A 23,454-nucleotide genomic window follows, 5' to 3' on the forward strand; every position below is an offset into this window, starting at 1 on the left:
GAACTATGAAATGGCCTTCAGCCCTACGGGTGCGCCGCGGCTTGGTGTTCGTGCCGGCGGCTGCTGTGCTTTTCGCTCTGGCGCAGAGTCCAGCACTTTCCAATGCCGCTGCGGGAGCCGGAGCCGTGGACGACGGTCTTGTCCACTGTGCACTCGTGGCCGGAACGCCCGATCCGTCTTTGGTCGCCGTTCCCGCGGTGACCCAGAGCCCCACGAAGGCCGTTCCCCGCCGCGGCGATGACGCGGCTGCTCTCAACCCTCATGAAGAAGCGCCCGGTGCCTGGCTCCAGAGCCTCTGGGTCGGGCTGTTCGTCATCCTGGTCGGCGCCGCCTTCGTTCTCGTTTCACCGCGTCATCACTGAACATCAGAGAAATGCCCTTCCGAAAGGACGAGGATCGTCTGTGGACATCCGGAGGCAGTAAGCGTCCGGTCGGGAATACGGGAGCCCCAGAGCCGGGAACTCACCCGGGAAAAGCGAAAGCCCCGCTCGTGAGAGCGGGGCTTTTCAATGGTCGGGGTGCTCGGAGAGTATTCGAAGCATGCTCGCCCTAAATTGGCGCGGTTGGATGCCATCGATGCGGCATTGGCCCAGGCTGCTGCGGAAGAGCCGGCGAAACCGAAGCAGTCGACAGCTTCCGCTCGCCAGCGCTACCGTCTGGTGGACCGTCTCGGCCAGGCGAAACTGGACGAAATCGTAGCTCGGTACGAAGCAGGGGAGTCGACGACTTCACTGGCTGACGAGTCCGGCGTAGCCAAGTCCTCGCTCCTTCGCCTGCTGGAAGAGCGCGGGGTGGCTCGGCGCAAGCAAGGACTGACTCCCGAGATTGAGCGTCAGATCCTTGCGCTCCGGAAGGAGGGCGTGGTTATCCGCGCAATTGCGAAGCAGGTGGGCGTCAGCTATGACACTGCCCGTCTCTTTCTCCTCGGGCGGGACAAGCCGATTGCGTGATGGCGCCGGCTACTTCTCGTCTTGCGCTACCTGCGCTTGGGCCTTCCGGTCCTCCTCGGCGAGCATGACGGCAGCCAGAGCAAGCTTTCGGAGATCTGGCTGGGGCCGCGCGATTCCGGTCACAATGATGTTGTTCCGACCCCTCCTGCCTTGGCTTGGTGACACGGTCTTTGTCCGGGTAGCCCGAGCCGTCTGGTGGGCCTGCTTGTCGATGAAGACTGGCCAGAGCTTGCCAACCACATGAACCAGCTCTGGTTGTTCGGCCCGCATCTGCCGGAGGTGCTCCTTGAACTCCACGAAATCTAGCAGCTCATCCGGTCGGTAGAACTTATGGATCTGCTGTTGCTGGCTGGGCTTTAGCGCTCCGAAGATGCTTTGCCAGTGGGGATCAGTCCAGATCCTCCGCAAGTGTTGGTGTCGTTTGTACTAGTCACGTTGGGTGACTCGTGGCATGGTGCCTCACTTTCCCGACCCAGATTTGGGGCGGGAAAGTGATTGGTTATTCGTAACCCATATGGTTCCATGCTGCGCCTGCGAAGGTGTGGACGTGTTCGCGGGTCCACTTGGCACCTCCGCGGTACAAATACTTGAGCCCGTTGACTTCTTTCCAGTCATTCCAGTCCCCACCGTTCAACGTGCTGTTGAAGATGGTTGCCAAGACCCATCGCATGTCAGCGGAGTACGTGCCGGCACCAAACTTGCCGTTCGGCACATTGTAGACGAGGCACTCGATGAGATAAGAAGGCAACTCTTGCTTGATTACGCCCTCGTAGAGCATTTTCGTCTGGAGCTTCTTCAGTGCCCTTGCCATTCGCTTGTACCGTTTACTCGTGGCGAGGTTCTTCGAAGTGCCATTGTCGAGTTGATGTTGGGGAAAATTATTGACTACCTTGCCGGAGCTAGTAAAAATCCGAGCGCCGTGATGTACCGATTGTTTGCTATCGTAGCGTCGGTACTCCCAACAGGGAACGACGTCTGCCGGGAGAGTGGTCTTCCCGTTACGGATTCTGTAAGCGATATCCCCAACTTCAATGGAGTCTTTTCCAAATGATGCGACGAGGGCTTCGTGAATGTCCTTCTTGAACTGATCGCGGGTGTAGGGATCGTCGGAGTCAACGATGCCGACTACTGACTTGTCCTTTCCTTTGAGCTCGAACTCGAGATCGTAGTAAAAGTAGCCGTGATATTCAACAGCGATGTCGACATCAAAGTTCAGACGCACGTTGGTGTTGTTGGCGTAGGACCCTTTGGCATACACGCGCCATGGTCGCCCCTTGAGTGGCTCATGGGCATCAAGACTCGCTTTGACCTGAGCCAGCGTACGTTGCCACTTGGCATCCTCGTGATCGCTCGGGCGTTGAGCGGCAGTTCGGAGCCAGGCTTCCCAATCAGTCATTCTTCAGTTCCTCCAAAAGTTCTTTGCCGTCTGCGAAGTTGCCGATCCGTTTGTTCGAGATCCGCTTGAAGCTCATTGAGCCGCCACTCTTGCGACTAGTCCAATACTCGCCCTCAAAGCGCTTGGGGTTCACATCGAACACCTCGAACGAGGCGCCGCCCATGTGGATCGGGCTCTCCTCCCTGACTTCAATGCGAGGCGTATTTCCGTAGTGGTAGAAGATCGAGAAGTCATCAGGGCCGTTCTTGACGATGTCAGCGATCACGGAGCGAGACTTGCTTTCCTTAGTAATCTGGACCACCTGGATCGTTGTGAACGACTGCGTAACGATGATGAAGGCCTCGTAACGGTTGTCTGTTGGCTTCGATCCGTCAGGGGACCATGTGCTCCTAAGATGCCCATGCCAGGTTCCGTGGAGTACAGGCCGCTGCGCGACCTTTGCGATTGGCCCCCACCTCCAAGCCCAGTTGTCGAAGACCGCAAACAGTGCAACGACGATCAGAGGAACTGAACTGACAACCCTTGCCCAGGGGGTAGGAAGCTGAAATCCGTTGATCAGACTTACTAGCGAAATTAGAGCAAAAGCGATATAGGCCGCGATCTTGATTCTCATGCGGCCAGTGCCTCACAAAAAGAGAGGTGTGAGCATCCCCCAGACTTATTCATTCTCGCATTATATCAAGTCTCTCGCGTATCTTCTAATATATCCACATGTAGTTGGTTGCGACTATCGATCGGTGTCAGCGTCGCTTGCTGTTCCGCGAGTAGTCGAGTTCGAACGAGGGGCACGCCATCGCATAGTATGGGTGTGGCGCGGGTGATTGCTCGGCGCCGGATCATGAGCATGTTTTCCCGGCATCCGAGGAGCGCGTAGATGGAACCATTTGTTGCCCCCGCGATTACTGCTTCGGCTACGATCCTTTCCGCAATCTTGGCAGCCTTAGTTAGTGTTGCAAATCTAAGAGCGGATTTGCGTACAGTCATTTCAAAGGAGTTGGAAATCTATAATTCGCTCCCCGAGGGCTCTGCCAAGCGTGGGCTGCTGCTGGAGCACATCGAACTGCAGATCGAGCACTTTGCCGGCAGCAATCCAGCGCGTCGCTCCGGGTCAGGAATCGTGCTCGGTCTCATCATCCTGTCTCTTGCGCTCGGAGGTACCTATTTCATGGCGCTCGGTGGAGGTTGGTGGTGGCTACTTTCCCCAGGCGTCCTATTCCTTCTACTTCTTGGTGGAGTCGGACTTGGACAGGCGATTCCCAAGGTTCCCCGTGACGATAAAGGAAATATCATCACGTAGTCGATCAGTTGTGGGTGTTAGGGCCGGTTGTGTAGACAATGCGCTCGCTCAAAGAGGTGGTCTGTGCCGGGATAATCGGCCGTCTTGCTGTCAGACTCATCTGCGGACCGCGGGGGCTTGTTGTTGGCGATGTCTGACACCTGCTCTTGAAATCGTAAGGTAGATTGGCCCGATGAAGTTCATGCCGCCTTTGAGTATCTGCCAATTATCTCCGCACGATGGATCGAGCATGAGTGAGGAAGAGCAGGAAGTGCTTTTGAGGGATCACTATTTTCGTGTGGATCCGGCAGAATATTTTGAGCGTCGCCTCTGGGCCATAATGGCAACTGCTGATCTGGCACATGATAGTCCTCTGCCCTGGAACGTGGAGGATCCGCAGTCCCTGTACCGTCAGTTTGAGGCAATCCTCGGTAGGAAGATCGATCTTCATCAAGCGCCCGGAGACACCTTGACTAACCAAGCAATGGTCGCGGCTGAGTCGTACTCGTTGATGCAACATGTCATTGAGACCGCCCTGCGCTACTTTGTGGTGGCGGGTGAGAGGAAAGCCGGGAAGAGTCCTATGAGAGACTTGTTGGGGCTCTTCATGGGAAGCGACGTGCGAAAGCCGCTGCAGCCGATCTTCGCCGCGGATGGTCAGCAATTTGTCGAGAGAACCTTGTTTCCGCGTGAGCTTGTCCGTTCATCGGACCACGGAGAGGATCCGAACTTTGCTTTGCACGTCGAATACCTCTTCGAATGGCTGCACTTCTTCGCTTACTTTTACGACGATGAAAAGTACAGCGGTAGTCAGGGAAACAATCAGATCAAGCACGGGGCTGCGGTCTCGCCGCAGGAATCAGGTGCTTGGTCGTCGGTGTTCGAACGGATAAAGCCGGATGATCCATCGGAGGAGACTCTCGCCGCTATCGTCCAATCGCGGCGGACGATCAACGGACCTTCGGTTACTTACGCACTTTTGAACAAAGCTAGGAGGATGACTTCGGGAATCAAGCTCCGCACTGACAACTCTGATCCAGCAACGTGTCTTGCCATCACCCAGGTTGGTATCGACATCGTCCGCTCAATGTGGCTTCTGGCCAAGGTAGTTGCCACCCCAGATACGGAAACGAGCTATCCATACTCAACTGGGCCACTCCCGGTTGATCTCTTTAGCCGCACCAATTTTCCTCCGCGAGCCGTTGTGGAACTGCTCTCACACCCGAACCCCAAGCAGCCAGTGAGGACTCCTGCAGACGTCAGGCCTGCACGAGTGCCGAACGATAGGGATGCGGGCGTATGACATCGGAATGGTTGGGGCGAGGGGTCGCTCTGAGTATCGGACTGCCAGATTTCGTTCCTGCCAGACCGTCTGAATCTTCACGGGCACCAGGATGCAGAGGATGTGGTTGTCTGTCAGCTCCGGTTTACTAAGTTCCGCCCCTAGGAGGCAGTTCGTTTGGTTATTCTCCCGGGCCCCCGAGCGCTGACCAGTGGCGGAGCAGGTCTGTTTGGACCGGAGCTTCTAGAAGCCTCTCTGCAGCTTCTCGAGCTTCACGGAGGCTCTTCTCGACGCTCGCGTTCACGTCCTCGTTGATTCTCATACCGGCTTCGATCCAACCTGGCATCCTGCGTTCCATGAGCTGATCGTTTGCGACGAGAGCGGCTTGGGCCTTGGTCAAATCTCGGAATGAGTCTGCGATCTTCTTAGGGTGGTCCCATTTAGCGACGATGGTTGCGGCTACCATGATTCCCGTCGAACAAGGGTAACCGTATCGTAATGCCAATTGGACGATGTTTGAGTCAACAACGTGGTCGCTCGGCTCCCACGGGATACGGTCCGCGTCTATCTGGCCTGCCTTCAAAGCGTCAAAGATTAGCGATTCAGACAGGCTTACCCATTGCATTCTGAGACTTGGCTGTACGAGGTAGATCAAGTCGTTCCCTTCGTGGGTTTTCGAAACTGACCGGGTCTCAGCGGAGGTTTCCCGGCATCTTCTTGAAAATCTAGGCCGCGACCTAGCTGCCGGCAAGTATCGAATTCGTTTGGTTGCAGGAGCTGGACACAATTTCTGTCGCCCGCGCTGCCCTCAACGGACATGATGGGGGATGACTTTCACCCACGGGTTTCCTTGGGAGCACGCAAGCGGCTCTAAGTCCGCTAGGTCGGATTTGGCACGAACCCTTCAACTGTGAGGGACCTCCAGGTCCTGACAGCTGGCTGCTGGATTCTTCCAGCCAACTTGAACCGCATTCGGTAAGCTCAAAGCTATGGCAACCAAGACTGTAGTTCACCGGTTCAGCGACATCTCCGGAGATGCCCTCGATGCGTCGGTGAAGCCCCTGTCGTTCTCGCTCGACGGCTCCACCTACGAGATCGATCTGACGAACGGCGAACTCACCGACCTTCACAAGGCTCTCGCCCCCTACGTCAGGGCCGCTCGGCAGGTGACCGGCAAGCGTAGTGCTAACCGCCCACGGCCTAACAAGCCGGATCTGGACAAGATCCGCGAGTGGGCAAACGCAAATGGGTACACTGTGGCGCCACGTGGGCGGATAGCACAGAAGGTTATCGAGGCATATGACGCAGCTCAGACGTAGCAGTTAGAGGGGCCCTTGTCGGGCGGCTCCACAAAGAACCTTGAACATTCAGCTTCGTTGGCGAGACAGGAAAGGCACTTCCGCCTCGGCGCTCCATCCCGTAAATTGCGCGATCGACCACCATATGCAGGTCGTGAACGATGGTCTTCAGAGCGTTCCGCCGGGCATTTCATGCCATGCCGCGCAGTCCACCGCTGCTCGCGAACGCCCAAATCGCATGGTCGAGTTCGGATGACCCCGCGTCCAACAACTCGGCAGCAGATCGCACGGCAGCGAACGCCCGCTCCGGTGAGACCTCCTCACCGACGACGCGAGCTACAAACCTGATGATCCAAACATCAGGCTTCACGCTCTCGGCGCCGATCAACATGGTGAAGTACTGGAACGTCCACGGCCCGAGTCCCTTGACGCTGCGGTATGCCGCTTCGGCCTCAGTTGGATTCGCGAGGAGCCTCGTCTTGTCGGTGAGTCCGGCAGCGACGAACGCGTGGGCGGCCTCGATGATGCCCAGTGCCTTCGACTTGCCGCCGTTGAGCTTCGCACGGCCCAGCAGGCGGACGAGGTCCGCCTCGTTCTGAGCTGCGAGTGTTTCGAACCAATCCGTCGTCAGGTTGAGGTGGACCGCACGGTAGCGCTCGACGGCGCCCCGCACACCGTTGAAACTCCCGTCTGTCAGTTGGCGGCCAAACCGAGCTCGCATCGAAAGCACTGCGTTGATCAGGGCAAGATCGATGCGCTTGCCATACCCACTGCTGCGATGCCAGGCGTCCTTGTCGCCAATGTGGGTCACTACAGCCTCGGCTACCAGTTGAGCATCATTCATGGTGGTCCCCCTTGATTAAGTGATCTGGGATGACCCTAGTTGATCCGACCGACAAAATTGCGACCTAGTCCCGATGAGATCGCATCCCGTTACGTTATGCGCTACCAAGTCCACCAGCCGCAGCACCAGCACCTAGGTCAAACTGTCGCGGGTGGTCACGAAGCGTCTAATCTCAGATCATGCAGCTCCGCCTCGGCACTCTGTCGTCCGCTTCTCTCGGCGATGCAATAGTCCTATCCGCAGTGACAGGTCTAATGCTGACGGGCTGCGCCTCACCCGGGAACACCGGCAGCGCGCCGACGATCGCACAGACCCCGCAGGCTGTGTCTGACGGATCCGGCGCCCTTGTTCGTGCCCGCCACGTTGAATGCAACTTTGGCCCGAAGGTCATGAAGTACCTCGCGACAGGTGACAATCAAGGCGATCCTCGACTCGACAAGATTTTCGCGCGCCACGTCGGTGCACCAGGGCCGGAAGCACGCCGGATCGTCGACGATGCCATCGAGAAGTGCGATGGCGCGGCCGACGACCGTGAGGCAGCCCAGGCCTCGGCGAGTGCGTCAGCTGAATCCGCAGCCGCCAAGGCCTCCGCAGAGGCTCAGGCCAGCGCGTCTGCAGACGCCGCTCGAGCAAACCTCCTCGCAAAAGAACGCCCTGCGTGCGCGGCGATGGGTGGCCGGCTCAATCCCAATTCAAACTCCGCCTACCTGGACACGTGCGATGCGCCCAACCCGGACGCCGCAGCGACCAATGGCGCACTCTGCGCGTACGCGCAGATCGCCTTCAATGCTTCCGGGCAGATGGCGCAATCTGACATCGACGTAGTCAGGGACGGCTACCCCGGATGCTTCAAATAGACCGCCTTCTTGGGCGCCCGACTATCGAAGCCGCGGGCCTGCGGTGAGACGTGAGAGGCCCTGAGGAGCCCAAGCAGGCCCGAGTATTCAAGCACCTAGTCGATGGTGTCCGCACACGCAAGATCGGGGCCCGTTCATTCTCAAGAAGACCCCGATCTTGCCGCACCTACCCCTTGCTGCTGCGAGGGTCGTTGCCAGGATCGATCGTGTCCTTTGCGCGGATCTGGCCGTCTCGCCCGTGCGTTAGCATCTCACCGCCACCGGCATTGGAAATGATTTCACGCGCGCGTTCCTGCGCCTGTGCCTGCGTATCAGCATGAGCGGATGCCCGCTGAGCGCCATTCGCTTTGACGTCCCAGCCACCATTGGCATTAGGTACGACATGTCGATCATTTGGATTGGTCATAGTAATGCTTCCTTTCCCAGTGCTAGTGGTATCCACATATTGCCCCAAAGAGCCGCAGAACGCACTACGATAATCTGCCGCAGCACGCTCACCGGCTCTGATCGAACTGGTAGTGCTGGTAGGGGTGGCGCACCACAAATCGCCGACCTTCCTTGCGACGCTTCAGGAGTTCTGAGATCGTGTCCATGTCATCGGGCAGCATCCCAAGCTCACGGCACATAGTGCGAACTTCATTGGCTGTCACGCCTCTCCATCGCTCTGGACGGTTCATCATGTCAGCCTTGAGCTTCTCTTTCTCATTCCACTTCATGCCCGATGAGTAGCCGGCCGCTTTGCCGGCTATGTAGGCAAGGAACTCCTCAACTCCGTCGCGCGAAGACCCTGAAGTCACGTCTTCCTCCAATCTCTGTTCGCTGTCGCCACTGCATGGCTTTCGACTCGGCGTCAGGGATGACTGACCTACTCATTTGTCCTCGCAGGTGCACTGCATCACCGAGAACCAGACGAAGCCGTACGTTCCGCACGGTCGGCGTCACCTATCAACCCATCGGCGGCCACGCAGATACTCGAAAGGAAGCTCCTTCGGCCACCTGAGTGGGTCTTCGTAAACGTCCGATCGGTACCACCCGATGCGTCGTTCCCTCGTCCTGACTCAACTTCACCTCGACTCTTCACAGCTCTCGGTCAGCTGAGCATAGCGGGCGAGTCAATCCGAATCGGGCCGCGCCGCACGGGGCGGAACCAACTTGAAAAAGATCCTCGGAAGCTGATTGACACCAAACGACTGCCATGAAACTATCCAGCTACACGACAGGAGATTCCTTTGACAAAGCTCATATCGAACCGATCTGCAGTTGTACTGAGCGTTTTATTTGCGTCACTCCTCGGAGTCGCGCTAAGCGGGTGCACTCCAGCGACCGCTCCGCAACCGCAGCTCTCAACCGAATCACCAGCCGTCGTGGAGTCCGGTCGGACGGATGCCGTGATCTTCGCGGCTCAAAAGAAGCAGCTTCAAGATCAGCGGCCCGGGGCGGTGTTTCATGAGAGCCTCTCTGGGATTGGGCCAAAGGAAATCAAGGTCCCGGCGGTTCCGAAAGGAACGACGATGATCGGTGCAGCTATCAACTGTGATGAAGGAGGGAACTGGAAGCTGAGCGTCTCTCAGAAGACGCCGGCACGGTCGGAGGCGCAGTGTTCATTGGGGGTCACGCCTGCGATCGAGTTTCCAATAGACAATAAGCTTGGCACGAATAAGCTCGTTCTAGAGGTAAACAAAGACTCCCATTTCTGGATTTCGATTTACTACAAGTAGAGTGAAGGTTCAAAATGGTGAAGAAGTTCTTTACGACGTCCGCACTTGCCATCGCGCTTGTCGCATCAGGCGGCGTCGGCGCCGCTCAGGCTGCGACGCCAACGGTCGTCCCAGCGGGTACGAACAGCCTCTGCTCCAGCTCCAATTGGGATGTCGGAGTTAGCCAGGTCGCGCGCAAGTACGTCAAGGGAAACTACCGCATCTCGGGATCGCCTGGCACCACGCTTTCGATCGCCGTCGGAACGTCATCTTCAGTGACGGGAACCGTTTCCGTCTCGGCAACGGCGGAAGCCGGTGCGATCTTCGCGAAAGCGTCGGTGACGGCAGGTGTATCGCTCGCAGTCGGTCGGACGGTCACCGCGCAGTACACCGCGACAGCAACCGTGCCTGCGAGCGGCGGATACCTCGAACTCGGCGCCGAGGGCCGCTCATTCGCCTTCGTCGCCAAGCGCTACAACAACAACTGCGTCCTCCTGGAGCAGCACACGGGGACCGGGCTCGGCGTCACCACGACTCCGTACGCACTGACTTCCTGGGGCGGCTTCAAGTGATCCCCGGGGGTGTCGTAGTCGGTTGAACTAAGCTCAGTTAGTCCGATTGCCTTGAAGCCCGTCACGGATGTATCGACTCGCAATACAGCGAGACTGAACATCCGTGGCGGGCTTTTCTGCATACCGGTTCCGCTGTCTACGGCCACTTAATCCATCAGTTGAGGATCTCTAGTCCGCCGATCAATGGCTCGCCAGCGCCTTCCCTCATCGAGTGTCTACTCGTTTCAGGAGTTTGACATCAACCGGCAAGGATCGGCCACATGCTCCGTGGCCTTGTTCCCAGGTTTGCCCGGATCCCTGTACTCGGCTCACGTGTTCTTCACAATTTGAACATACATCTGCGGATTTCGACTGTTACTCAGCGTGGCCGAGCAGTCACCACCGTGTTCTTCCCCCACGGATCCTTCAGGTCGCAGGTGATCAACACGAGCCATCCCGGATGCATGTCCCAGACGGGCGAGCTAACTAAAACGTCCTTGTTATAGGTCTTGACGGACGCCACCTCGAACTCGAGATCACCGTGCGTTGTCTGGATCCTCAGCCTGTCCCCCGCACGAGCGCGATCGCCGATACGGTTGAACGGCGTATCCTCCTCGATCCACCGATGACTGATGATGTACGTGGTGTCAGTCGAGCCGGCTCCGGGCTTACCGTAGTTCGTCAGCCAGTAGGTGTCTTTCGTATTTGGTGGAGACAGCTTGCGAGCATCCAACTCCTGCTGTGTTGGCGTCAGGGCGTGCACTGGTATTTTGGCATCGGTCGCGGGGTAGATCAGGCGCGCTGGCGGCACCGCACTACCTGCAACCGTTGGTGCGGCAAGTCCTCTGCAGATTCGATAGGTGGCCGGGGCAGTGCTGTTCATCCCTCCGCAGGTGCGGGGTGTGAACAGCCCATGTCGTTAGGCACGTCCCGAGCGCAACCGCCGGTCCGACCGGCGCACGATGCGAAGAAGGAGATCTGCGAGTTGGATTACTTCTGCGGCTTCGATGGCATCCTCGAACTGGACTGTTCGATGACTTGCCGGGTTCTTGTAGGCACCGATGGCTCCCGCGAAGAGATCTGCGATTGCCTGTTGCTCGCCTCCCTCCGCGCCTGGATCTCGAAGTAGGCCGTCCTTAGGGCTGAAGGCCTTACGCATCAGTGCAACTCCGAGGAGCTCGTTCGGTAGGTCGGCGGCGTCGCGTACCGCCACTTCGACAGCTTTCATCGCCGCAAACGATGCCGTTTCGTAGTCGCCAAGTGCAAAGTTCGACCGGGCGGCAGACAGCTCAGGATGGAGATCGCCCGAGAGGCGTTCGTCCGCCCAGACTTTCGCAAGCGCGTTCGGATCGTCCAAGAGAGCCGTGCCTGCGCTCGTGACTCGGCTCCAACTATCGCTCGAAGTGTTGCTCGACGAATGTCCGATTAATGCATGTGATACGAGCCAAGCCCATGCGTCTGATATCCGAGAAAGCATGGCCTCGAGGTCGGGAGGCGGCGCTTGATCGTATCCACCGCGTTGCTTGAATCCCTGGATCAGATTATTGAAGTTTGGCTGGTCGCCCAGCGACCGCAATAGAGACATGCTCAATTCAGGCAGAGGGAGGTTGCGGACATCGTCGTAAGAGAGAACCATGAATCGAGGCTACTACCCAGCTCTGCCAAGGTTCGGCAGCCTAACACGACGATCGAGGGCATTCTAGCCTTGGAAAGACGAGCAGATGGGATGGTGCTCATATTGAGCGATGTCGTGCGCAGCTAGCGGAGTCGAGTTTCGGAAGCTTAGCGCTCTGATGCCAGAGATTCCACGATTCGCTGCATCGTAGTACCCAGTGCGTTAGCGATACGTGCAGTTTCAATAACATCCAGCCGCCGCTCGCCGCTCTCGTATTTACTCACGAAAGACTGCGGGACGCCCAGCGTCTCTGCCAAGTCGACCTGGCGGATGCCCGCCTCGACGCGAAGACGCTTCAGAAGTTCGCGGAACTCCCGGTATTCCTCGCTATAGATCGACTTGTCCACACAGCAAGTCGATCCTTCGTTCCCAAATATCCCAAGATGGGATATTGTCTCCGCATGGCCGATCCACCCCGGATCGTGGCCACCGCGTGCAGCGGTACCTGGGCAAAGGGGGTGACGGCATGAGCGGCGGCGACGGTTGACTCCGCCCCTGCGGGGGCGCTCAGGGGCGTGGTGACCGCATCAATCGTGCGGTCGCCACGCCCCCTTATTTTTGTCTTTTCAAAACAATGCTCATGCTTCATAATGGGCGCCAGACATGCGGGCCACTTCACTCCAACGCATCTACCGCCTCAAGGTCACGATCGTGGCCTTGGTTTCGCTGTTCTTCGGTGTTGGTCTCCAGATCCTCGCAGCACACGCCGCCACGGTTGCTCCCGCCCTAACGTTCCTGCCGCTATCAGAGATCGGCGGCACCCTCTTCGCAGCCGGGCTCTTCGGAATCGCATGGGACTACTTCGACGGTAAAGACAAAGAGGAGCGGGAGAACGAACGAATCCGCGCCATACTTAAAGAGTCAGCGCCCGACTTCCGCGACGCCGTGGTCCGAGGCTTCGCCGTCGAGAACGACGACCTCAAACGCGTTGCAACCCCCGAGCTGCTCGACCAGATAGCCGGCAACGTGCTGGCGCTCCGGCTCGGAGACCGCGAGTTCGCGGAGGAGGTTTACGCGGACGTGCGTGACCAAGCTATCCGGGCACCTGAACGGTGGCACGACGTTGACGTCCAGATCCGCCTCTCCCCTGCAGGGGAGAGGAACGCCAAGGGCGTTCCTCTGTTCATCGTCACCGCACGATGGGAGTACACCTTCATTCCATCTCACGCGACCCAGCGCTTCGCCTGTGTCTCAGATAAGGACGAGTTCCGGGAACTTGTCACCGACATCCCGGCGACCGCCGCATGGTTCATGACCCCAGCGTCAGGCCTCAATGCCTCCGCGCAAGAATCCTTCGAGCTCGTGCAGTACTCAATAGACGGGCAAGAACGCTCGATCCGACGCAGCGCCCGCAAGACAGGGCAGACCTACTCCGTGAACATTGGTGAGGATGCTGTCCGATCCCAGCAGCCAGTCACCGTCTCATTCACCTACCGCACCCTCACGCTCCAAGCCGGCCACATGCTGCACTTCGATATCGACCAGCCAACAAAGGGCCTCACGGTCAGTCTCGACTACAGTGACACGGACATCGCTCAGGTGAAGGTCCTCGATCTCATTGCGAGTAGCAAGCACGCACGAATCCAACGCACGCCACAGTCCGTGCCCGGGCGATCAGTCAGCGTGGACTTCGATGGCTGGGTGTTCCCGAGGACGGGAATCGCGTTCGTATGGTCGATGAATTCAGAACTGCGAACCGACCAGGTTCCCAAAAACAGAGACTAGCGGGCCTGCTTCTTGAGCTTGACCGAGTCGTAGCTGGTATGGAGCTCATCGGGATGGCGTCGTGGAGACCTGTGACTAGCATTGTGGTTCCGACAGCTATGGACTCGGCGGCGTCCTGGCAAGAGAACATCAAGCGTGAGGCAAACCAAGGCGTCCCTCGGCAACGTCAAGGACGATACCTCGGAAGCATCGGAAAAGGCGAAGGTTCTCCCGAGTAAAGAGGACGGCCATGAGAGATTCTGTGATGTTGGACGCTCTACCCATCCACTAATCTATCTAAATGACCGCTGAAAAGCCGCCCCTAGAATTGCTCGTGGAACCAGACGAGTACCTGTGCACATGGCTCTTGCCCGGTGTCAGCGGCGTAGCGAGTGAGCATCCTGGTTCGCTCGAACTTCGGGCGGACCATCACCCGACCGGCGTGGTGTATGGAAACATCCCAATTCAGTGGGAAGAAAATCCGGATGGGCACCGTAGCGCCGGTTTTCCTCAAGTAGTCCCGCTGGACCGTCTGCGTGCGCGTCTCGCAAACGGGCACGAAGTGGATCTGATCGACGCTACAGTCACTTATTGGTCTCCGGGACAAGGGCACATCACCGCTAGTACCGCCATAGTCGGCCTTGCCAGCGGGGTCCTTGGATTTAGCACGAAGTTCGAGGTCGTGGCGCAAGACGAAGAACAGCCGGGCGCCCGCCCGGCAGTCCCGACCTATTCGCAGGTGAGCGCACAAGTTGGTGCGCTCGACGCGATCATGGGTGCGCCCCCTTTCGCCTCAATTCAGTTCCCGAACCCTGGAGAGCTCCGTCGCCTTGAGGGCGACTGGACCGTGACTGGCAACCCCGACTCGTCGAAAGAATGGCATGACGAAGATGTCACCGTCCGCTTCGAGTATGGTGCCCGTGTTGCGGTCGGTAACCATTACGCGTTCAGGTTCGTCGTAAGCCCCGTCCTTCGAATCGAAGCAAAAGAGCCAATGTCGGTGCGCGAGTGGGTGGATCAGTGGGTCGATCCACTTCGTCGAATTTCTTCGATCGCGACGGGAAGCGCTCAGCCACTCACGTATCTGGCCGTCCACGCGCTCGAGACTGACGGCACGGGCACCCCTCGAAAGCGGCAGATCTATGGATCGGGAATCACTCAGGCGCCATATCAGTCCGATCAGACAGCGGTGAGGAACTGCTCGTCAGCGATCTTCATCGCGGATGACGACCTCTCACTCCTCGACATGCTCAGACGCTGGCAAAGGCTTGAGCAGGATCATCACCCGCTAATTGAGACCTATGGGGCGATGCTCTCGGTGACCACCGAGCACCCGCGATCCCGCTTTCTCCTACTCTTACAAGCGCTGGAAGGCTTGCATGGATACGAGACCGCTAAAGCATACGAGGAGCGAAAAGGCCGCCATACAGAGAAGCGTGAAGCCATAATTGCAGCGCTCAAAGAGTCTGGGACCCTCAATTCTAATCAGCGAACTTTCGTGAAGGACAACCTCTCTAAACACCCGCCGCGTGGACTGAGGGACGCTCTGCGAGATTTGATTGGCGAATTGCCTCTGGACTTCACCCCGAACCTGAAATCCTGCAAATTGCTGGCCGACTACTTGGACGAGGCCCAGGGGAGCGATATACACCGCGTCGCCGAAGCTCTGAGCCGAGTCCGTAACGACTTGGCCCACGGCAACCGGGGATACGATGCCTATGACCTCTACCATACGGTCTCGATCCTCGAACGTATGGTGCGAGCACACGCGCTGCGCCTCCTGGGATGCCCCGATACCGTTTTGAAGCGTGTCTGCAACCCAGGCCTGTGACTGCGTCCCCTGCGTTCAAGATTTCTCAATAGCGGAAGGGGATGTCTCGAGGAAGCTCGTAGTTATGAGGAGTGCATCGTACGAAGCCGTTCTTTCGACAGGCCATCGCCCGAGGGCAGTGGGTGCAGGTCCGCTGAGATGCCGATACGTCGTGCCGGAGAGCACCCGTGAAAGGTTGGGGCTATGCGCGAAGATCGCATGGCGATATGGCTTTCGATGAGCGTCCAGATCTGAACATGGGGCAGAAACAGTGGCGGTGGATTCAGCGTATGGAAGCCCAGAGCGATCGTTGCGAGGGGCCGCATTCACTGAGCCATCGTCTAGTGGGTCCGGTGTCGGTATAGGCTCTCCTTCATGGCAACTAGGACGGTAGTTCATCGTTTCAGCGACATCTCCGGCGAGGCACTCGATCCGTCGGCGAAGCCGGCGTCCTTCTCAGTAGACGGCACCACCTACGAAATTGACCTGACCAACTCCGAACTTGCGGTCCTTCACAAGTCGCTTGCTCCATACGTCAGGGCAGCTCGGCAAGTGACTGGTAAGCGTAGTGGTAACCGCCCGAGGCCAAGCAAGCCTGATCTTGAACGCATCCGCGAGTGGGCTGCAGCAAATGGCCACACCGTATCGCCGCGTGGGCGGATTGCGCAGAAAGTCCTCGTTGCATACGACGCGGCCCACTCGCAGGAGTAGATGGCGTTGTCACGGTTGGATCCGACGATTCCAAGCAGAACCGGTCTGCAGGCCGCCATCTTCTAAGGCATTCGAAATGATGTCTCGACTGTCATGATCACCCCTGATATTCCACTGCAGCCGGGCGCTGAACATTTTGGCGAGCGTCTGCGAGCCTCGAAGTTCGGGCACAAGATGACCCGGGAGCTCTACGCCTATCCGAACCGGAAGCCCAAGGAACGCCTGAAGCGGCAGTTTATCTCCGACGAGGCTTGGAACAGCATGGCGTGGGCTCATCGAGACGCGGACTACAGCGAACATTCGGACGCATTCCTACTCGTGCAGCGCGACCAGGCACTAGTGAACTTCGACTTAGCCATGCGCTACTTTGCAGCGCTCGAGACCGGCGAGTTCGAGGATGCGCTGCAGCGCATCCTGGAGAAGGGCCGGACTTTTCAGGCTGTCCAGTCATTGAAGGACTGGCAAGGCGTGTCTGGCGTCTACGTCTTGGTGTTCGATGAGTACCGTCAGTTCTACGTAGGCAAAGCGAACGACATCCGCAAACGAGTCAGAGACCACTGGGTGTCAAGAAAACCTTTCGACCGCTTGCTCTTTGGCTCGCACTACGAATCAGTGTTTCCCGTAGACGAGCTACGGGCACTCGACACCACGCGGATCTACGCTGCACGGAGCAAGAACCCGTTCGGGCTCGAGGAACGTGTCGAGAAGGTTGGCGATCCGCGATTCAGCCTGAACAGGACGTGGGGCGGGGAACCAAGCACTCTGCAGCTTGTGTCCCCACGTCGTCATCGCTACCTCGTTGATGTCACTCCCATTTCGTTGGCGGAATTCAAACACTGCCGAGAACAACTCAAGACCTTGGTCGCACAAGCTGGACGGTCCAAGGCAGTTGGCGTGGCGAGTCTCCTGGCCGACGTCGACCTCCAGGTATACGAGGTTGAGCGCACAGATGGGTCGTCCTTCTTCTGGTCCAGACGGGACGAGATAGCGCGGTGGGCCGCCCATGGAACGCTCGATCTCGTGGAATACGCCAACTTCGTGGGCAAGGTGGGCCATAACGTGATTTGGCCGGCGGAGTGAGCACCGCAAGTCGCTCGAGCCCCAGCTCCGACCCCTCGGCGCCTCGTCCGGCGGGCGGCTCCGTCCGAGCGTAGGCTCACCCGAGCACGCCAAACCTCGATACTTGAGGCAAGCTCGACGTCCTAGATCCGTTTCCGCGAACACGCCTCTGAGGATGCATACATCGCCTAGAACGCGTATCCGGGGAAAGTCCCGCGCTGCCACAAGTACGCCGTAGCAGGTTGTCAGGATCCGCAACAGAAAGTGGGTGGATCCTCGGAGAGGCTCCACCCACTTACCAAATCCAGCCGCTCCTACGACGCTACCGCGGACTGACGGCGCAAGCACACACAATGTTAGCGCCTGCAGCGGGCGCGGCCATGAGAGCGGACGACGCTAACGCAACCGCCCAAGGGTAATCGACTCGGCCGCTCCGACAACCAGGCACGACAAGACTCAAGGTAGGACGCACGCTAGGCACCCCAGCTGATGTAGTAGAGGAACCAACCTGCGTCGTACCTGCAGTTTGCAAGGAGGCGGTCATCTTCACACGCCGGTACCTCGACGCGGGCAAGATCAGGGGTAGGGTTAGCCCCAGACAGAATTTGTCTCAGCTCGAGTACCATTTTTAGATCTTCTCTGAGACCGTGCGACTGCTATGGAAGGCAAGTACGTTGACCGCTAACAAAGAGACACATTTTGAACGCGAACGACGGTTCTTGGTAAGCAACCCGTCCATCGTCATTGGCTGGCCTTCCGTCATAATCACCCAGGCGTATCTGTGGATTCAAGACGGCTACTTGTCGAGGGTCAGACTAATTCAAACAGAAGAACCAGATGGTCGGCTGGTCGATATTGACGCCACCTACGCAATAAAAGGACCTCGGGTTGGTGACGAACGATATGAATTTGAGTCGACACTGTCGGACGCCGATGTCGCTCGCGAAATAATAAGGCGAGCGCCGCATGTCGTCACCAAGCGCCGCCATTCGGTATTTGAAAACGAAGCTTGGGACATTGACGTTTTCACCGGCGAGAACGAGGGTCTTGTCATCGCAGAAATCGAAGGTGACGAATCCAGGCACGTCAAAATCCCTCAGTGGTGTCACAAAGAGATTACGTCGCTTGACGAATTTAATAACGAATCGCTGGCAGTTTACCCGTGGAGAAAGTTGAAACGAGATCAGTCTTGACTGGCCCGATGGTCGGTGGCAGCGATCGCCTAACCAGTGATCCCTAAGATCAATCTACGATCAAAAAAGTGCATTTGCCCGGCTCTGTTCTCGGTATTGGAGAACAAAGCCGGGCAATTTCGCCGTGAATTCAAACTGGCGAAATGGTCTAATTTAGACGTCGAGCCAGCTACTCGACAGCGCCAACGATGGCTTATGACCAAAGAGCCGTTCTTCGAGAAGAGTTGCCTGAAGGTCACGCAGGCCACACGTATAGTCGATCACGGCCAAGTAGATGTTACGCATTTCAGCCTGGATCAGTTCTCTTCGCGCCTTCTCGTCGCTCGGAATTTCATTCGACCCTAGAATTGTGGCCTGGTCTTCGAGGTAAGCGCGCAGCCGAGCTGGCAGCGCCTTCTGTGAAGTGGCCTCTCCGTGCTTCTCGAGCCATGCAACCGACATCTTCATCAGTGCGTCGACAAGCCGCTCGAGACCGCGGGCTTGACCATACTGCATGGTGGCAAGCCCCGACGATTCAATGACATAAAACTGACATATTGCTTTGAAGAACTCTGCGGCCAAGCGTGTCGGGTTGTCGACTCTGAACTTTAGCCATGGTTCGCCCTCAACCATTGTCAATTCAGCATGGCAATTTGAACTAAAGTAGGAGATGGCCTCGCTCCCGAAGTTCTGCAGATCCGTGTGCGCCTGTCTGGAGCCATCGAACCGGTTGGTCGGCAAGCGATCTGCAAGCACTCGCATAATTTCAACGAAGGCTTCCGGTATTGACGCTTTGAGCGAATCCCCATTCTCATCGACCATCTTTTCCATCTTTGAGCGAGCAAACACGAGAGCCTCTTTTGCCTCTTCGTCGTTTCCGGCAAAGCTGAAATCAGTCGTCGACCAGTCCCGCTTTCCTCTCGCTTCGTTCTTGTACATTGTGTCAGGCGCGTGCCTAAGCGCGGCTGATATTCTATGCAGGGGAATATGCCCAGCGCGGTAGAAGTCTTCAAGGTCATGGACTGCGTATGATATATCATCCGCCCAGTCCATAATCTCTGCTTCAGGCCAACGATGAACGGCCTTAACGACGGAAAGTCCGTTGACCACATTGGTTTCGGCTTTGACGAAACCGTGATGCTTTAGCTCTCGAAGGACATCCGCCTCTTCCGGATAAAAACTCCATTTCTTCTTGAGCTTTGGAACCGAAACTGGATGCTCGTCTTTCAGCCACGGATATTTGGCAATTGCGGCGAGTGACCTCAGTGTTAGGTTGAGACCGCCGGCAGGAGGTTTTCGGAAGCTGAGAAAGGCAACGATTCTGACCGACTGGGCATTTCCCTCGAATGAGCGATCAGAAAGCTCGACATCGAGTCGCTTCATAAGCTCTTGAATAGCCGATTCTCCGGCGTGCCCAAACGGGGGATGGCCAATGTCGTGCGCAAGTCCGGCAACGTAACAATGGTCGGGATCGATCCATTCCTCGATCGTCATATTGCGTTCTGCCAATTGCGCCGAGAGCGCGGTCTTTTCAGCCTCGCTGATGAGTTTTCGAGCGAGGGTTGCCGCAACTTGGGCTACTTTTATGCTGTGCGTCAAGCGGTCATGAAATACATAGTCATCTTGCGGTGGAACAACTTGGGTAACTCCCTCAAGTCGTCTAAACTCAGGCGCATACCAAATTCTGTCGGCATCCGTCTGGGCTTCGGTGCGCCACTCCTCATATTTGCGTTGACGATCCAGCATTCTCAGGGCCGGATCTCGAAGAATGGTTGTCCTATCACACACGACCGTCCCCCTACGTGTTTTCTCGTGTTAGTGGAATCAGTTTTTTCCTGTTCTTGAAACTATTCCGGTTCTAAAGTTCTTTTTGGCTATACCTGCCGAAGTAAGCCAATCTGCGGCAGCGACAGCTATTGAGTACGGAACATTTTCATTGGTGAGTGCAGCTATAAGTTCGCCTTCAAGGATTCCCTCCTTACGCTCGTTGAATATTCTTTCAACGCGCTCCTTGGCATCCTCTACCTGCTTTCTGTACTCAATCTGCTCCGTTGCGAGCCGGCTTATACCTTGGGCTGCGAGAAGAGTCATTTGATACCCATCTTTGGCTAGATTTGAACTTGGTGGTGGAAGGTCAATTTCAAAGTGAGATCCAGTGTGGTCGAAATTGTTTCGACCCCCAGGGTTTTCGATGTAGTGCTTCATGCTGAGGCATTATAAGCCGCATCGAGGATCTAGTCAATCCTCGATTTTTCGGGCGCATTGGTCGGTGCCAGGCTCTACTGGTGGGTCCGACGAAAGTCACCATAGAGGAATAGTAGTGCACGCCGCCGACAATTCCGGGCTCGAACCTTGGCGGCTCTCGCGCTGTAACAGGATCCCGGCGTTGGTGTCATGCGAAGGACCAGGTCCAGCTGATTCCGCTAAACAGCCCACCATGGAGATCCCGCATCCGCAAGGTTGCGACGCCGGTTTCCTCCAGCTGCAGTTGGCTGTACATATCGGTTTCCGATGGTCTGGCAAATGGACTGACCTTCTCAAACTTCCACACGGCCGCTGGCTTCTCACCGATGAACTTGACCTGGATAGATGCCAACAGTGACCTTTCATGGAACGCCCGACTGGCAAGCCCTGTCGGTTCTCGCGTCATGCGCAGCTCCTCCTCCGGCTCTACCGTAAATCGCAGGTCGTAGGTCCCGATGGGCATGGGCTCGGTCTTGGTGCGCGCCTTGTCGAGGTGCCAGAAGTGGTCTGCCCAGCCGGCACCAGGGACGGTACGGGTGTTGACCTTGAAGGCGCCGCCGGCCTGCGGGTTGACCCAGCCTGCATATGACCGCCCGATCGTGACGTACTCCAGGTCGTCAATCATGTTGGCGAAGCGGTAGTGCTCGTAGGTCTTCTTCCACTTCCGGTTCTCGATCACGACCAGAGTGCTGGTGGCCTCGTAGATGATCCCGCCATGCATCTCCGGGACATGCAGGACCAAGGGCGATTGCGGGTACGTTCCCGTGACCAGGCGGGAGTGGAGGTGGGTAAGGGCCGCTTCTTCGCGTGCTGCGATGGTCTCCGGTCCACGTTGGACCTTGGCGCCGTGGATCTTCCGCCGCTCAAGTAGCGACTGCACCTGTGCAGTCTCCTCGCTCAGGGCATAGATGTCCTTGAGTAGTTCCGCCTCGTCCTCAGGGAGCGAATGGATCGCTGAGAGAAACCGACTCAACAAGCGCTCGTAGGTGTCCTCAAAATTCCGGCGAAGAACTTCGTCGACGATCGCTGCCTTGTAGAGACGCCGTGGGGTGAATCCCGCGTTCTTACGGAGCCACGCCAGTTCGCCAGCCAGTGAGGCTACGCCCTCTGGATCGAGATCAGCCATGGTTCCCCCTCGTGGCTCAGCGCTTCGAACCGTGTTTTTCCAACTTTATTCCAACTTTCAGAGTGCCTCGTCCGGTGCTCTTAGCGTTGAAGCATCCCCTGAACCATGGGGAACGATCAACCAAGAAATGAGGAATCTCGACCATGTCGAATCTCACTCCACGCCCTACCGCGCAGGGCGTCTCGTCGGTCCCGGAGGGTTTCAACCGCGCCGAGAGCAAGAGTCTCGTCCGTGCCCAGAATACGGAAGTCGCTCGCGGTCTGGTCATCGGCACTCGCGTTCAGGCAGCTGGCTACGTGGCCGCCACGGGCATGCAGCTGACTGGAATGCTGTCACGTGAGGCCGAGTTCCTCGCCAACGGGGATCCCCGAGCGGCCGAGCGCCTGAACTTCATCGCTGACTCCTTCGCGGAAGGTGCGGCAACCGAAGTTCGCCGCATGCTTCGGTAGGGAGGGAAGGGGGCATGAAGATTTCTCGCTTTCCGCAGCTCCTTAGCCGGCAGGCGACGCCGTCAGCCGTGCCGGAGCACGAACAGGCCGCCCAGTACTTCATCCAGGGCGCGACCGAACTCGTCAACGGCATGGAGCAGCTCGCCACGGCACTGCAAGCCACCCATCCGGCCTCGGCACGGCATCTGCGCTTCCTGGCCCAGCAGTACGCGGCCCTTGCCGTCACCGCAGTCCAGACCTGGCCGCAGGGCGTGCCCCGTGACTAGCACCCTCATCGGCTGGCTCATCCTGGCAGGCGCTATCGGGCTCATGGTCCTGTGGGGCCTCGTGGACTTCATCTTGTATCTCGTCCGAGAGGCCCACGCCCAGCAAGTTTGGGACGAGGCCAACAAGGCCGCTGACCGCCTGCACGCCCGCCACCGCGAAGCGCTCCATCAGATGCACGACTCCGCCGAGTAGCTGCCGCAACTCGCACTCGGCACTTTCTGGGGCGTTCGCCCCATTTCCTTCCTTTTGCACACCTCCAGAAAGGGGTTATTTGTCATGCCCAAAAACATCAGCGAGCTGGAACTAAATAGGGCCCGTGCCCGACTGAGCGGATGGACGCTCGGCTTCGCGCAGGCCACTGCCGATGAACTCGGCTTCGGCTGGAAGCCGACACCGACTGCACCGAACACCTACCGCGGCCTCAAAGCAGCTTTCGATCTGTCGATGCGCGACGGTCGGCCTCTGCCGGTCTACAGCGAGAACACGGACCCCGTGGTCTTCAGCGAGTCGAATGCGAACATTGCGTACCGCTTCGTCCACGATTGCCACCACGTCATCTTGGACTACTCGTTCTCCTCGAAGCATGAGTTCGAACTCGCGCGCTGGCAGATGGAACGCCTGCGTGATGCCGGCTTCAATGAGAAGGACCTGGAGTGGCAGCTCTTCTACGCCGACTCCGTCGGCCAGGTACTGCTTTACGCTCTGGCAAAAACGTTCGTCTCCAACCAGCTCCGCTTCGCCCTGGACTGTGTCCGGAACGGCATGGAGCAGGGGCTGGCGCTCGAGATGAATCGGAGCAAGGCCTCGTGACCGGGCAGGATCCGAGGTCGTGGCTCGACCGGCTTGTCGGGGCCTGTGTGTTCGTCTTCGTCGGCGCCGTCGCCCTCTGGTGCTCCGTACAGGTCCTCCAGTCGGTGCTGCCGTTCATCGTCCTCACCGTCGGCGTCATCGCCCTGCTCTGGGCCGGATGGGCCATCTTCCGGTATTTCCGCGACCGCTTCTAGCACCCATTTCATCCATCAAATCCCGCTGCCCTTAGGCGGGAGACCACCAGTTCCTGCCGGTGTTGTGGTTTGCACAAAAGCT

General features: G+C 57.9%; 31 protein-coding genes. 18 read left to right on the forward strand and 13 right to left on the reverse strand.

Annotated features, from left to right (window positions below; translation table 11 throughout):
* Nucleotides 1-5: 5 nt before the first annotated feature.
* Both AB4Y75_RS00320 and AB4Y75_RS00325 read left to right on the forward strand, forming a co-directional pair.
* Nucleotides 6-362: a hypothetical protein gene (locus AB4Y75_RS00320; protein WP_441433931.1), complete on the forward strand. Its 357-nt coding sequence runs from the start codon at nucleotides 6-8 to the stop codon at nucleotides 360-362.
* A 201-nt stretch (nucleotides 363-563) separates the two neighbouring features.
* A complete protein-coding gene (locus AB4Y75_RS00325) occupies nucleotides 564-950 on the forward strand; it encodes a helix-turn-helix domain-containing protein (protein ID WP_441433932.1) in 387 nt (128 codons plus the stop codon).
* A gap of 9 nt (nucleotides 951-959) precedes the next feature.
* On the opposite strand, the gene AB4Y75_RS00330 is transcribed toward AB4Y75_RS00325, so the two are convergent.
* The 3 genes from AB4Y75_RS00330 to AB4Y75_RS00340 form a co-directional block, all read right to left on the reverse strand.
* Nucleotides 960-1,247, reverse strand: a complete 288-nt coding sequence (locus tag AB4Y75_RS00330; RefSeq protein WP_441433933.1) for a hypothetical protein — start codon at nucleotides 1,245-1,247, stop codon at nucleotides 960-962.
* Nucleotides 1,248-1,449: 202 nt separating this feature from the next.
* A complete protein-coding gene (locus AB4Y75_RS00335; RefSeq protein ID WP_441433934.1) occupies nucleotides 1,450-2,346 on the reverse strand; it encodes a hypothetical protein in 897 nt (298 codons plus the stop codon).
* Nucleotides 2,339-2,959 carry a hypothetical protein gene (locus AB4Y75_RS00340; RefSeq protein WP_441433935.1) on the reverse strand — a complete coding sequence of 207 codons (621 nt, stop codon included), beginning with the start codon at nucleotides 2,957-2,959 and terminating at the stop codon, nucleotides 2,339-2,341. Before AB4Y75_RS00340 ends, AB4Y75_RS00335 begins: the two co-directional genes overlap by 8 nt.
* 261 nt (nucleotides 2,960-3,220) lie before the next feature.
* Between AB4Y75_RS00340 and AB4Y75_RS00345 the strand changes: the two genes are divergently transcribed.
* Both AB4Y75_RS00345 and AB4Y75_RS00350 read left to right on the forward strand, forming a co-directional pair.
* Nucleotides 3,221-3,643, forward strand: coding sequence for a hypothetical protein (locus tag AB4Y75_RS00345; RefSeq protein ID WP_441433936.1), 423 nt, complete (start codon nucleotides 3,221-3,223; stop codon nucleotides 3,641-3,643).
* Between the two features lie 229 nt (nucleotides 3,644-3,872).
* Complete coding sequence (locus AB4Y75_RS00350) at nucleotides 3,873-4,925, forward strand: hypothetical protein (RefSeq protein WP_441433937.1); 1,053 nt, start codon at nucleotides 3,873-3,875, stop codon at nucleotides 4,923-4,925.
* Between the two features lie 160 nt (nucleotides 4,926-5,085).
* Here AB4Y75_RS00350 and AB4Y75_RS00355 read toward each other — a convergent pair whose 3' ends face one another.
* Nucleotides 5,086-5,559 (reverse strand): hypothetical protein, encoded by a 474-nt coding sequence (locus tag AB4Y75_RS00355; RefSeq protein WP_441433938.1) that lies wholly within the window; start codon nucleotides 5,557-5,559, stop codon nucleotides 5,086-5,088.
* A 334-nt stretch (nucleotides 5,560-5,893) separates the two neighbouring features.
* On the opposite strand from AB4Y75_RS00355, the gene AB4Y75_RS00360 reads away from it, so the two are divergent.
* The gene (locus tag AB4Y75_RS00360; RefSeq protein ID WP_441433939.1) at nucleotides 5,894-6,223 is read left to right on the forward strand and encodes a histone-like nucleoid-structuring protein Lsr2; all 330 of its coding nucleotides are present in this window, start codon (nucleotides 5,894-5,896) and stop codon (nucleotides 6,221-6,223) included.
* Between the two features lie 169 nt (nucleotides 6,224-6,392).
* Here AB4Y75_RS00360 and AB4Y75_RS00365 read toward each other — a convergent pair whose 3' ends face one another.
* On the reverse strand, nucleotides 6,393-7,046 hold the full coding sequence (locus AB4Y75_RS00365; RefSeq protein WP_441433940.1) for a hypothetical protein: 654 nt from the start codon (nucleotides 7,044-7,046) through the stop codon (nucleotides 6,393-6,395).
* Between the two features lie 179 nt (nucleotides 7,047-7,225).
* On the opposite strand from AB4Y75_RS00365, the gene AB4Y75_RS00370 reads away from it, so the two are divergent.
* Entirely contained in the window at nucleotides 7,226-7,903 is a 678-nt protein-coding gene (locus AB4Y75_RS00370; protein WP_441433941.1) for a hypothetical protein, read from the forward strand.
* 166 nt (nucleotides 7,904-8,069) lie between these two features.
* On the opposite strand, the gene AB4Y75_RS00375 is transcribed toward AB4Y75_RS00370, so the two are convergent.
* On the reverse strand, nucleotides 8,070-8,309 hold the full coding sequence (locus AB4Y75_RS00375; protein ID WP_441433942.1) for a DUF2188 domain-containing protein: 240 nt from the start codon (nucleotides 8,307-8,309) through the stop codon (nucleotides 8,070-8,072).
* An 88-nt stretch (nucleotides 8,310-8,397) separates the two neighbouring features.
* Nucleotides 8,398-8,700 carry a hypothetical protein gene (locus AB4Y75_RS00380; protein ID WP_441433943.1) on the reverse strand — a complete coding sequence of 101 codons (303 nt, stop codon included), beginning with the start codon at nucleotides 8,698-8,700 and terminating at the stop codon, nucleotides 8,398-8,400.
* 591 nt (nucleotides 8,701-9,291) lie between these two features.
* On the opposite strand from AB4Y75_RS00380, the gene AB4Y75_RS00385 reads away from it, so the two are divergent.
* A complete protein-coding gene (locus AB4Y75_RS00385; RefSeq protein ID WP_441433944.1) occupies nucleotides 9,292-9,621 on the forward strand; it encodes a hypothetical protein in 330 nt (109 codons plus the stop codon).
* A 14-nt stretch (nucleotides 9,622-9,635) separates the two neighbouring features.
* Nucleotides 9,636-10,172 (forward strand): hypothetical protein, encoded by a 537-nt coding sequence (locus tag AB4Y75_RS00390; protein WP_441433945.1) that lies wholly within the window; start codon nucleotides 9,636-9,638, stop codon nucleotides 10,170-10,172.
* A 358-nt stretch (nucleotides 10,173-10,530) separates the two neighbouring features.
* On the opposite strand, the gene AB4Y75_RS00395 is transcribed toward AB4Y75_RS00390, so the two are convergent.
* From AB4Y75_RS00395 to AB4Y75_RS00405, 3 genes are all read right to left on the reverse strand, one after another.
* Entirely contained in the window at nucleotides 10,531-11,034 is a 504-nt protein-coding gene (locus AB4Y75_RS00395) for a class F sortase (protein ID WP_441433946.1), read from the reverse strand.
* A 36-nt stretch (nucleotides 11,035-11,070) separates the two neighbouring features.
* Nucleotides 11,071-11,787, reverse strand: a complete 717-nt coding sequence (locus tag AB4Y75_RS00400) for a TIGR02391 family protein (RefSeq protein ID WP_441433947.1) — start codon at nucleotides 11,785-11,787, stop codon at nucleotides 11,071-11,073.
* A gap of 146 nt (nucleotides 11,788-11,933) precedes the next feature.
* Complete coding sequence (locus AB4Y75_RS00405) at nucleotides 11,934-12,173, reverse strand: helix-turn-helix domain-containing protein (protein WP_441433948.1); 240 nt, start codon at nucleotides 12,171-12,173, stop codon at nucleotides 11,934-11,936.
* 256 nt (nucleotides 12,174-12,429) lie between these two features.
* Between AB4Y75_RS00405 and AB4Y75_RS00410 the strand changes: the two genes are divergently transcribed.
* The 5 genes from AB4Y75_RS00410 (at nucleotide 12,430) to AB4Y75_RS00430 (ending at nucleotide 18,303) form a co-directional block, all read left to right on the forward strand.
* Nucleotides 12,430-13,551 carry a hypothetical protein gene (locus tag AB4Y75_RS00410; RefSeq protein ID WP_441433949.1) on the forward strand — a complete coding sequence of 374 codons (1,122 nt, stop codon included), beginning with the start codon at nucleotides 12,430-12,432 and terminating at the stop codon, nucleotides 13,549-13,551.
* Nucleotides 13,552-13,831: 280 nt separating this feature from the next.
* A complete protein-coding gene (locus AB4Y75_RS00415; RefSeq protein ID WP_441433950.1) occupies nucleotides 13,832-15,361 on the forward strand; it encodes a HEPN domain-containing protein in 1,530 nt (509 codons plus the stop codon).
* 354 nt (nucleotides 15,362-15,715) lie between these two features.
* A complete protein-coding gene (locus AB4Y75_RS00420; protein ID WP_441433951.1) occupies nucleotides 15,716-16,051 on the forward strand; it encodes a histone-like nucleoid-structuring protein Lsr2 in 336 nt (111 codons plus the stop codon).
* A 93-nt stretch (nucleotides 16,052-16,144) separates the two neighbouring features.
* Complete coding sequence (locus AB4Y75_RS00425; RefSeq protein WP_441433952.1) at nucleotides 16,145-17,131, forward strand: GIY-YIG nuclease family protein; 987 nt, start codon at nucleotides 16,145-16,147, stop codon at nucleotides 17,129-17,131.
* Between the two features lie 653 nt (nucleotides 17,132-17,784).
* Complete coding sequence (locus tag AB4Y75_RS00430) at nucleotides 17,785-18,303, forward strand: hypothetical protein (RefSeq protein ID WP_441433953.1); 519 nt, start codon at nucleotides 17,785-17,787, stop codon at nucleotides 18,301-18,303.
* A 153-nt stretch (nucleotides 18,304-18,456) separates the two neighbouring features.
* On the opposite strand, the gene dgt is transcribed toward AB4Y75_RS00430, so the two are convergent.
* From dgt to AB4Y75_RS00445, 3 genes are all read right to left on the reverse strand, one after another.
* Nucleotides 18,457-20,028, reverse strand: a complete 1,572-nt coding sequence (dgt, locus tag AB4Y75_RS00435; protein WP_441433954.1) for a dGTP triphosphohydrolase — start codon at nucleotides 20,026-20,028, stop codon at nucleotides 18,457-18,459.
* 78 nt (nucleotides 20,029-20,106) lie between these two features.
* Nucleotides 20,107-20,487 carry a hypothetical protein gene (locus tag AB4Y75_RS00440; protein ID WP_441433955.1) on the reverse strand — a complete coding sequence of 127 codons (381 nt, stop codon included), beginning with the start codon at nucleotides 20,485-20,487 and terminating at the stop codon, nucleotides 20,107-20,109.
* 187 nt (nucleotides 20,488-20,674) lie between these two features.
* Nucleotides 20,675-21,652 (reverse strand): hypothetical protein, encoded by a 978-nt coding sequence (locus tag AB4Y75_RS00445; protein WP_441433956.1) that lies wholly within the window; start codon nucleotides 21,650-21,652, stop codon nucleotides 20,675-20,677.
* A gap of 143 nt (nucleotides 21,653-21,795) precedes the next feature.
* Between AB4Y75_RS00445 and AB4Y75_RS00450 the strand changes: the two genes are divergently transcribed.
* From AB4Y75_RS00450 to AB4Y75_RS00470, 5 genes are all read left to right on the forward strand, one after another.
* The gene (locus tag AB4Y75_RS00450; protein ID WP_441433957.1) at nucleotides 21,796-22,101 is read left to right on the forward strand and encodes a hypothetical protein; all 306 of its coding nucleotides are present in this window, start codon (nucleotides 21,796-21,798) and stop codon (nucleotides 22,099-22,101) included.
* 14 nt (nucleotides 22,102-22,115) lie between these two features.
* On the forward strand, nucleotides 22,116-22,367 hold the full coding sequence (locus AB4Y75_RS00455) for a hypothetical protein (RefSeq protein WP_441433958.1): 252 nt from the start codon (nucleotides 22,116-22,118) through the stop codon (nucleotides 22,365-22,367).
* Nucleotides 22,360-22,560 (forward strand): hypothetical protein, encoded by a 201-nt coding sequence (locus AB4Y75_RS00460; protein ID WP_441433959.1) that lies wholly within the window; start codon nucleotides 22,360-22,362, stop codon nucleotides 22,558-22,560. The genes AB4Y75_RS00455 and AB4Y75_RS00460 overlap by 8 nt, the downstream gene beginning before the upstream one ends.
* An 84-nt stretch (nucleotides 22,561-22,644) precedes the next feature.
* Entirely contained in the window at nucleotides 22,645-23,178 is a 534-nt protein-coding gene (locus AB4Y75_RS00465) for a hypothetical protein (protein ID WP_441433960.1), read from the forward strand.
* Nucleotides 23,175-23,372, forward strand: a complete 198-nt coding sequence (locus tag AB4Y75_RS00470) for a hypothetical protein (RefSeq protein WP_441433961.1) — start codon at nucleotides 23,175-23,177, stop codon at nucleotides 23,370-23,372. The genes AB4Y75_RS00465 and AB4Y75_RS00470 overlap by 4 nt, the downstream gene beginning before the upstream one ends.
* Nucleotides 23,373-23,454 lie beyond the last annotated feature (82 nt).

Origin of the sequence: Arthrobacter sp. RAF14 (assembly GCF_052114185.1) — a bacterium.
In the GTDB taxonomy this organism is placed as follows: domain Bacteria; phylum Actinomycetota; class Actinomycetes; order Actinomycetales; family Micrococcaceae; genus Arthrobacter_E.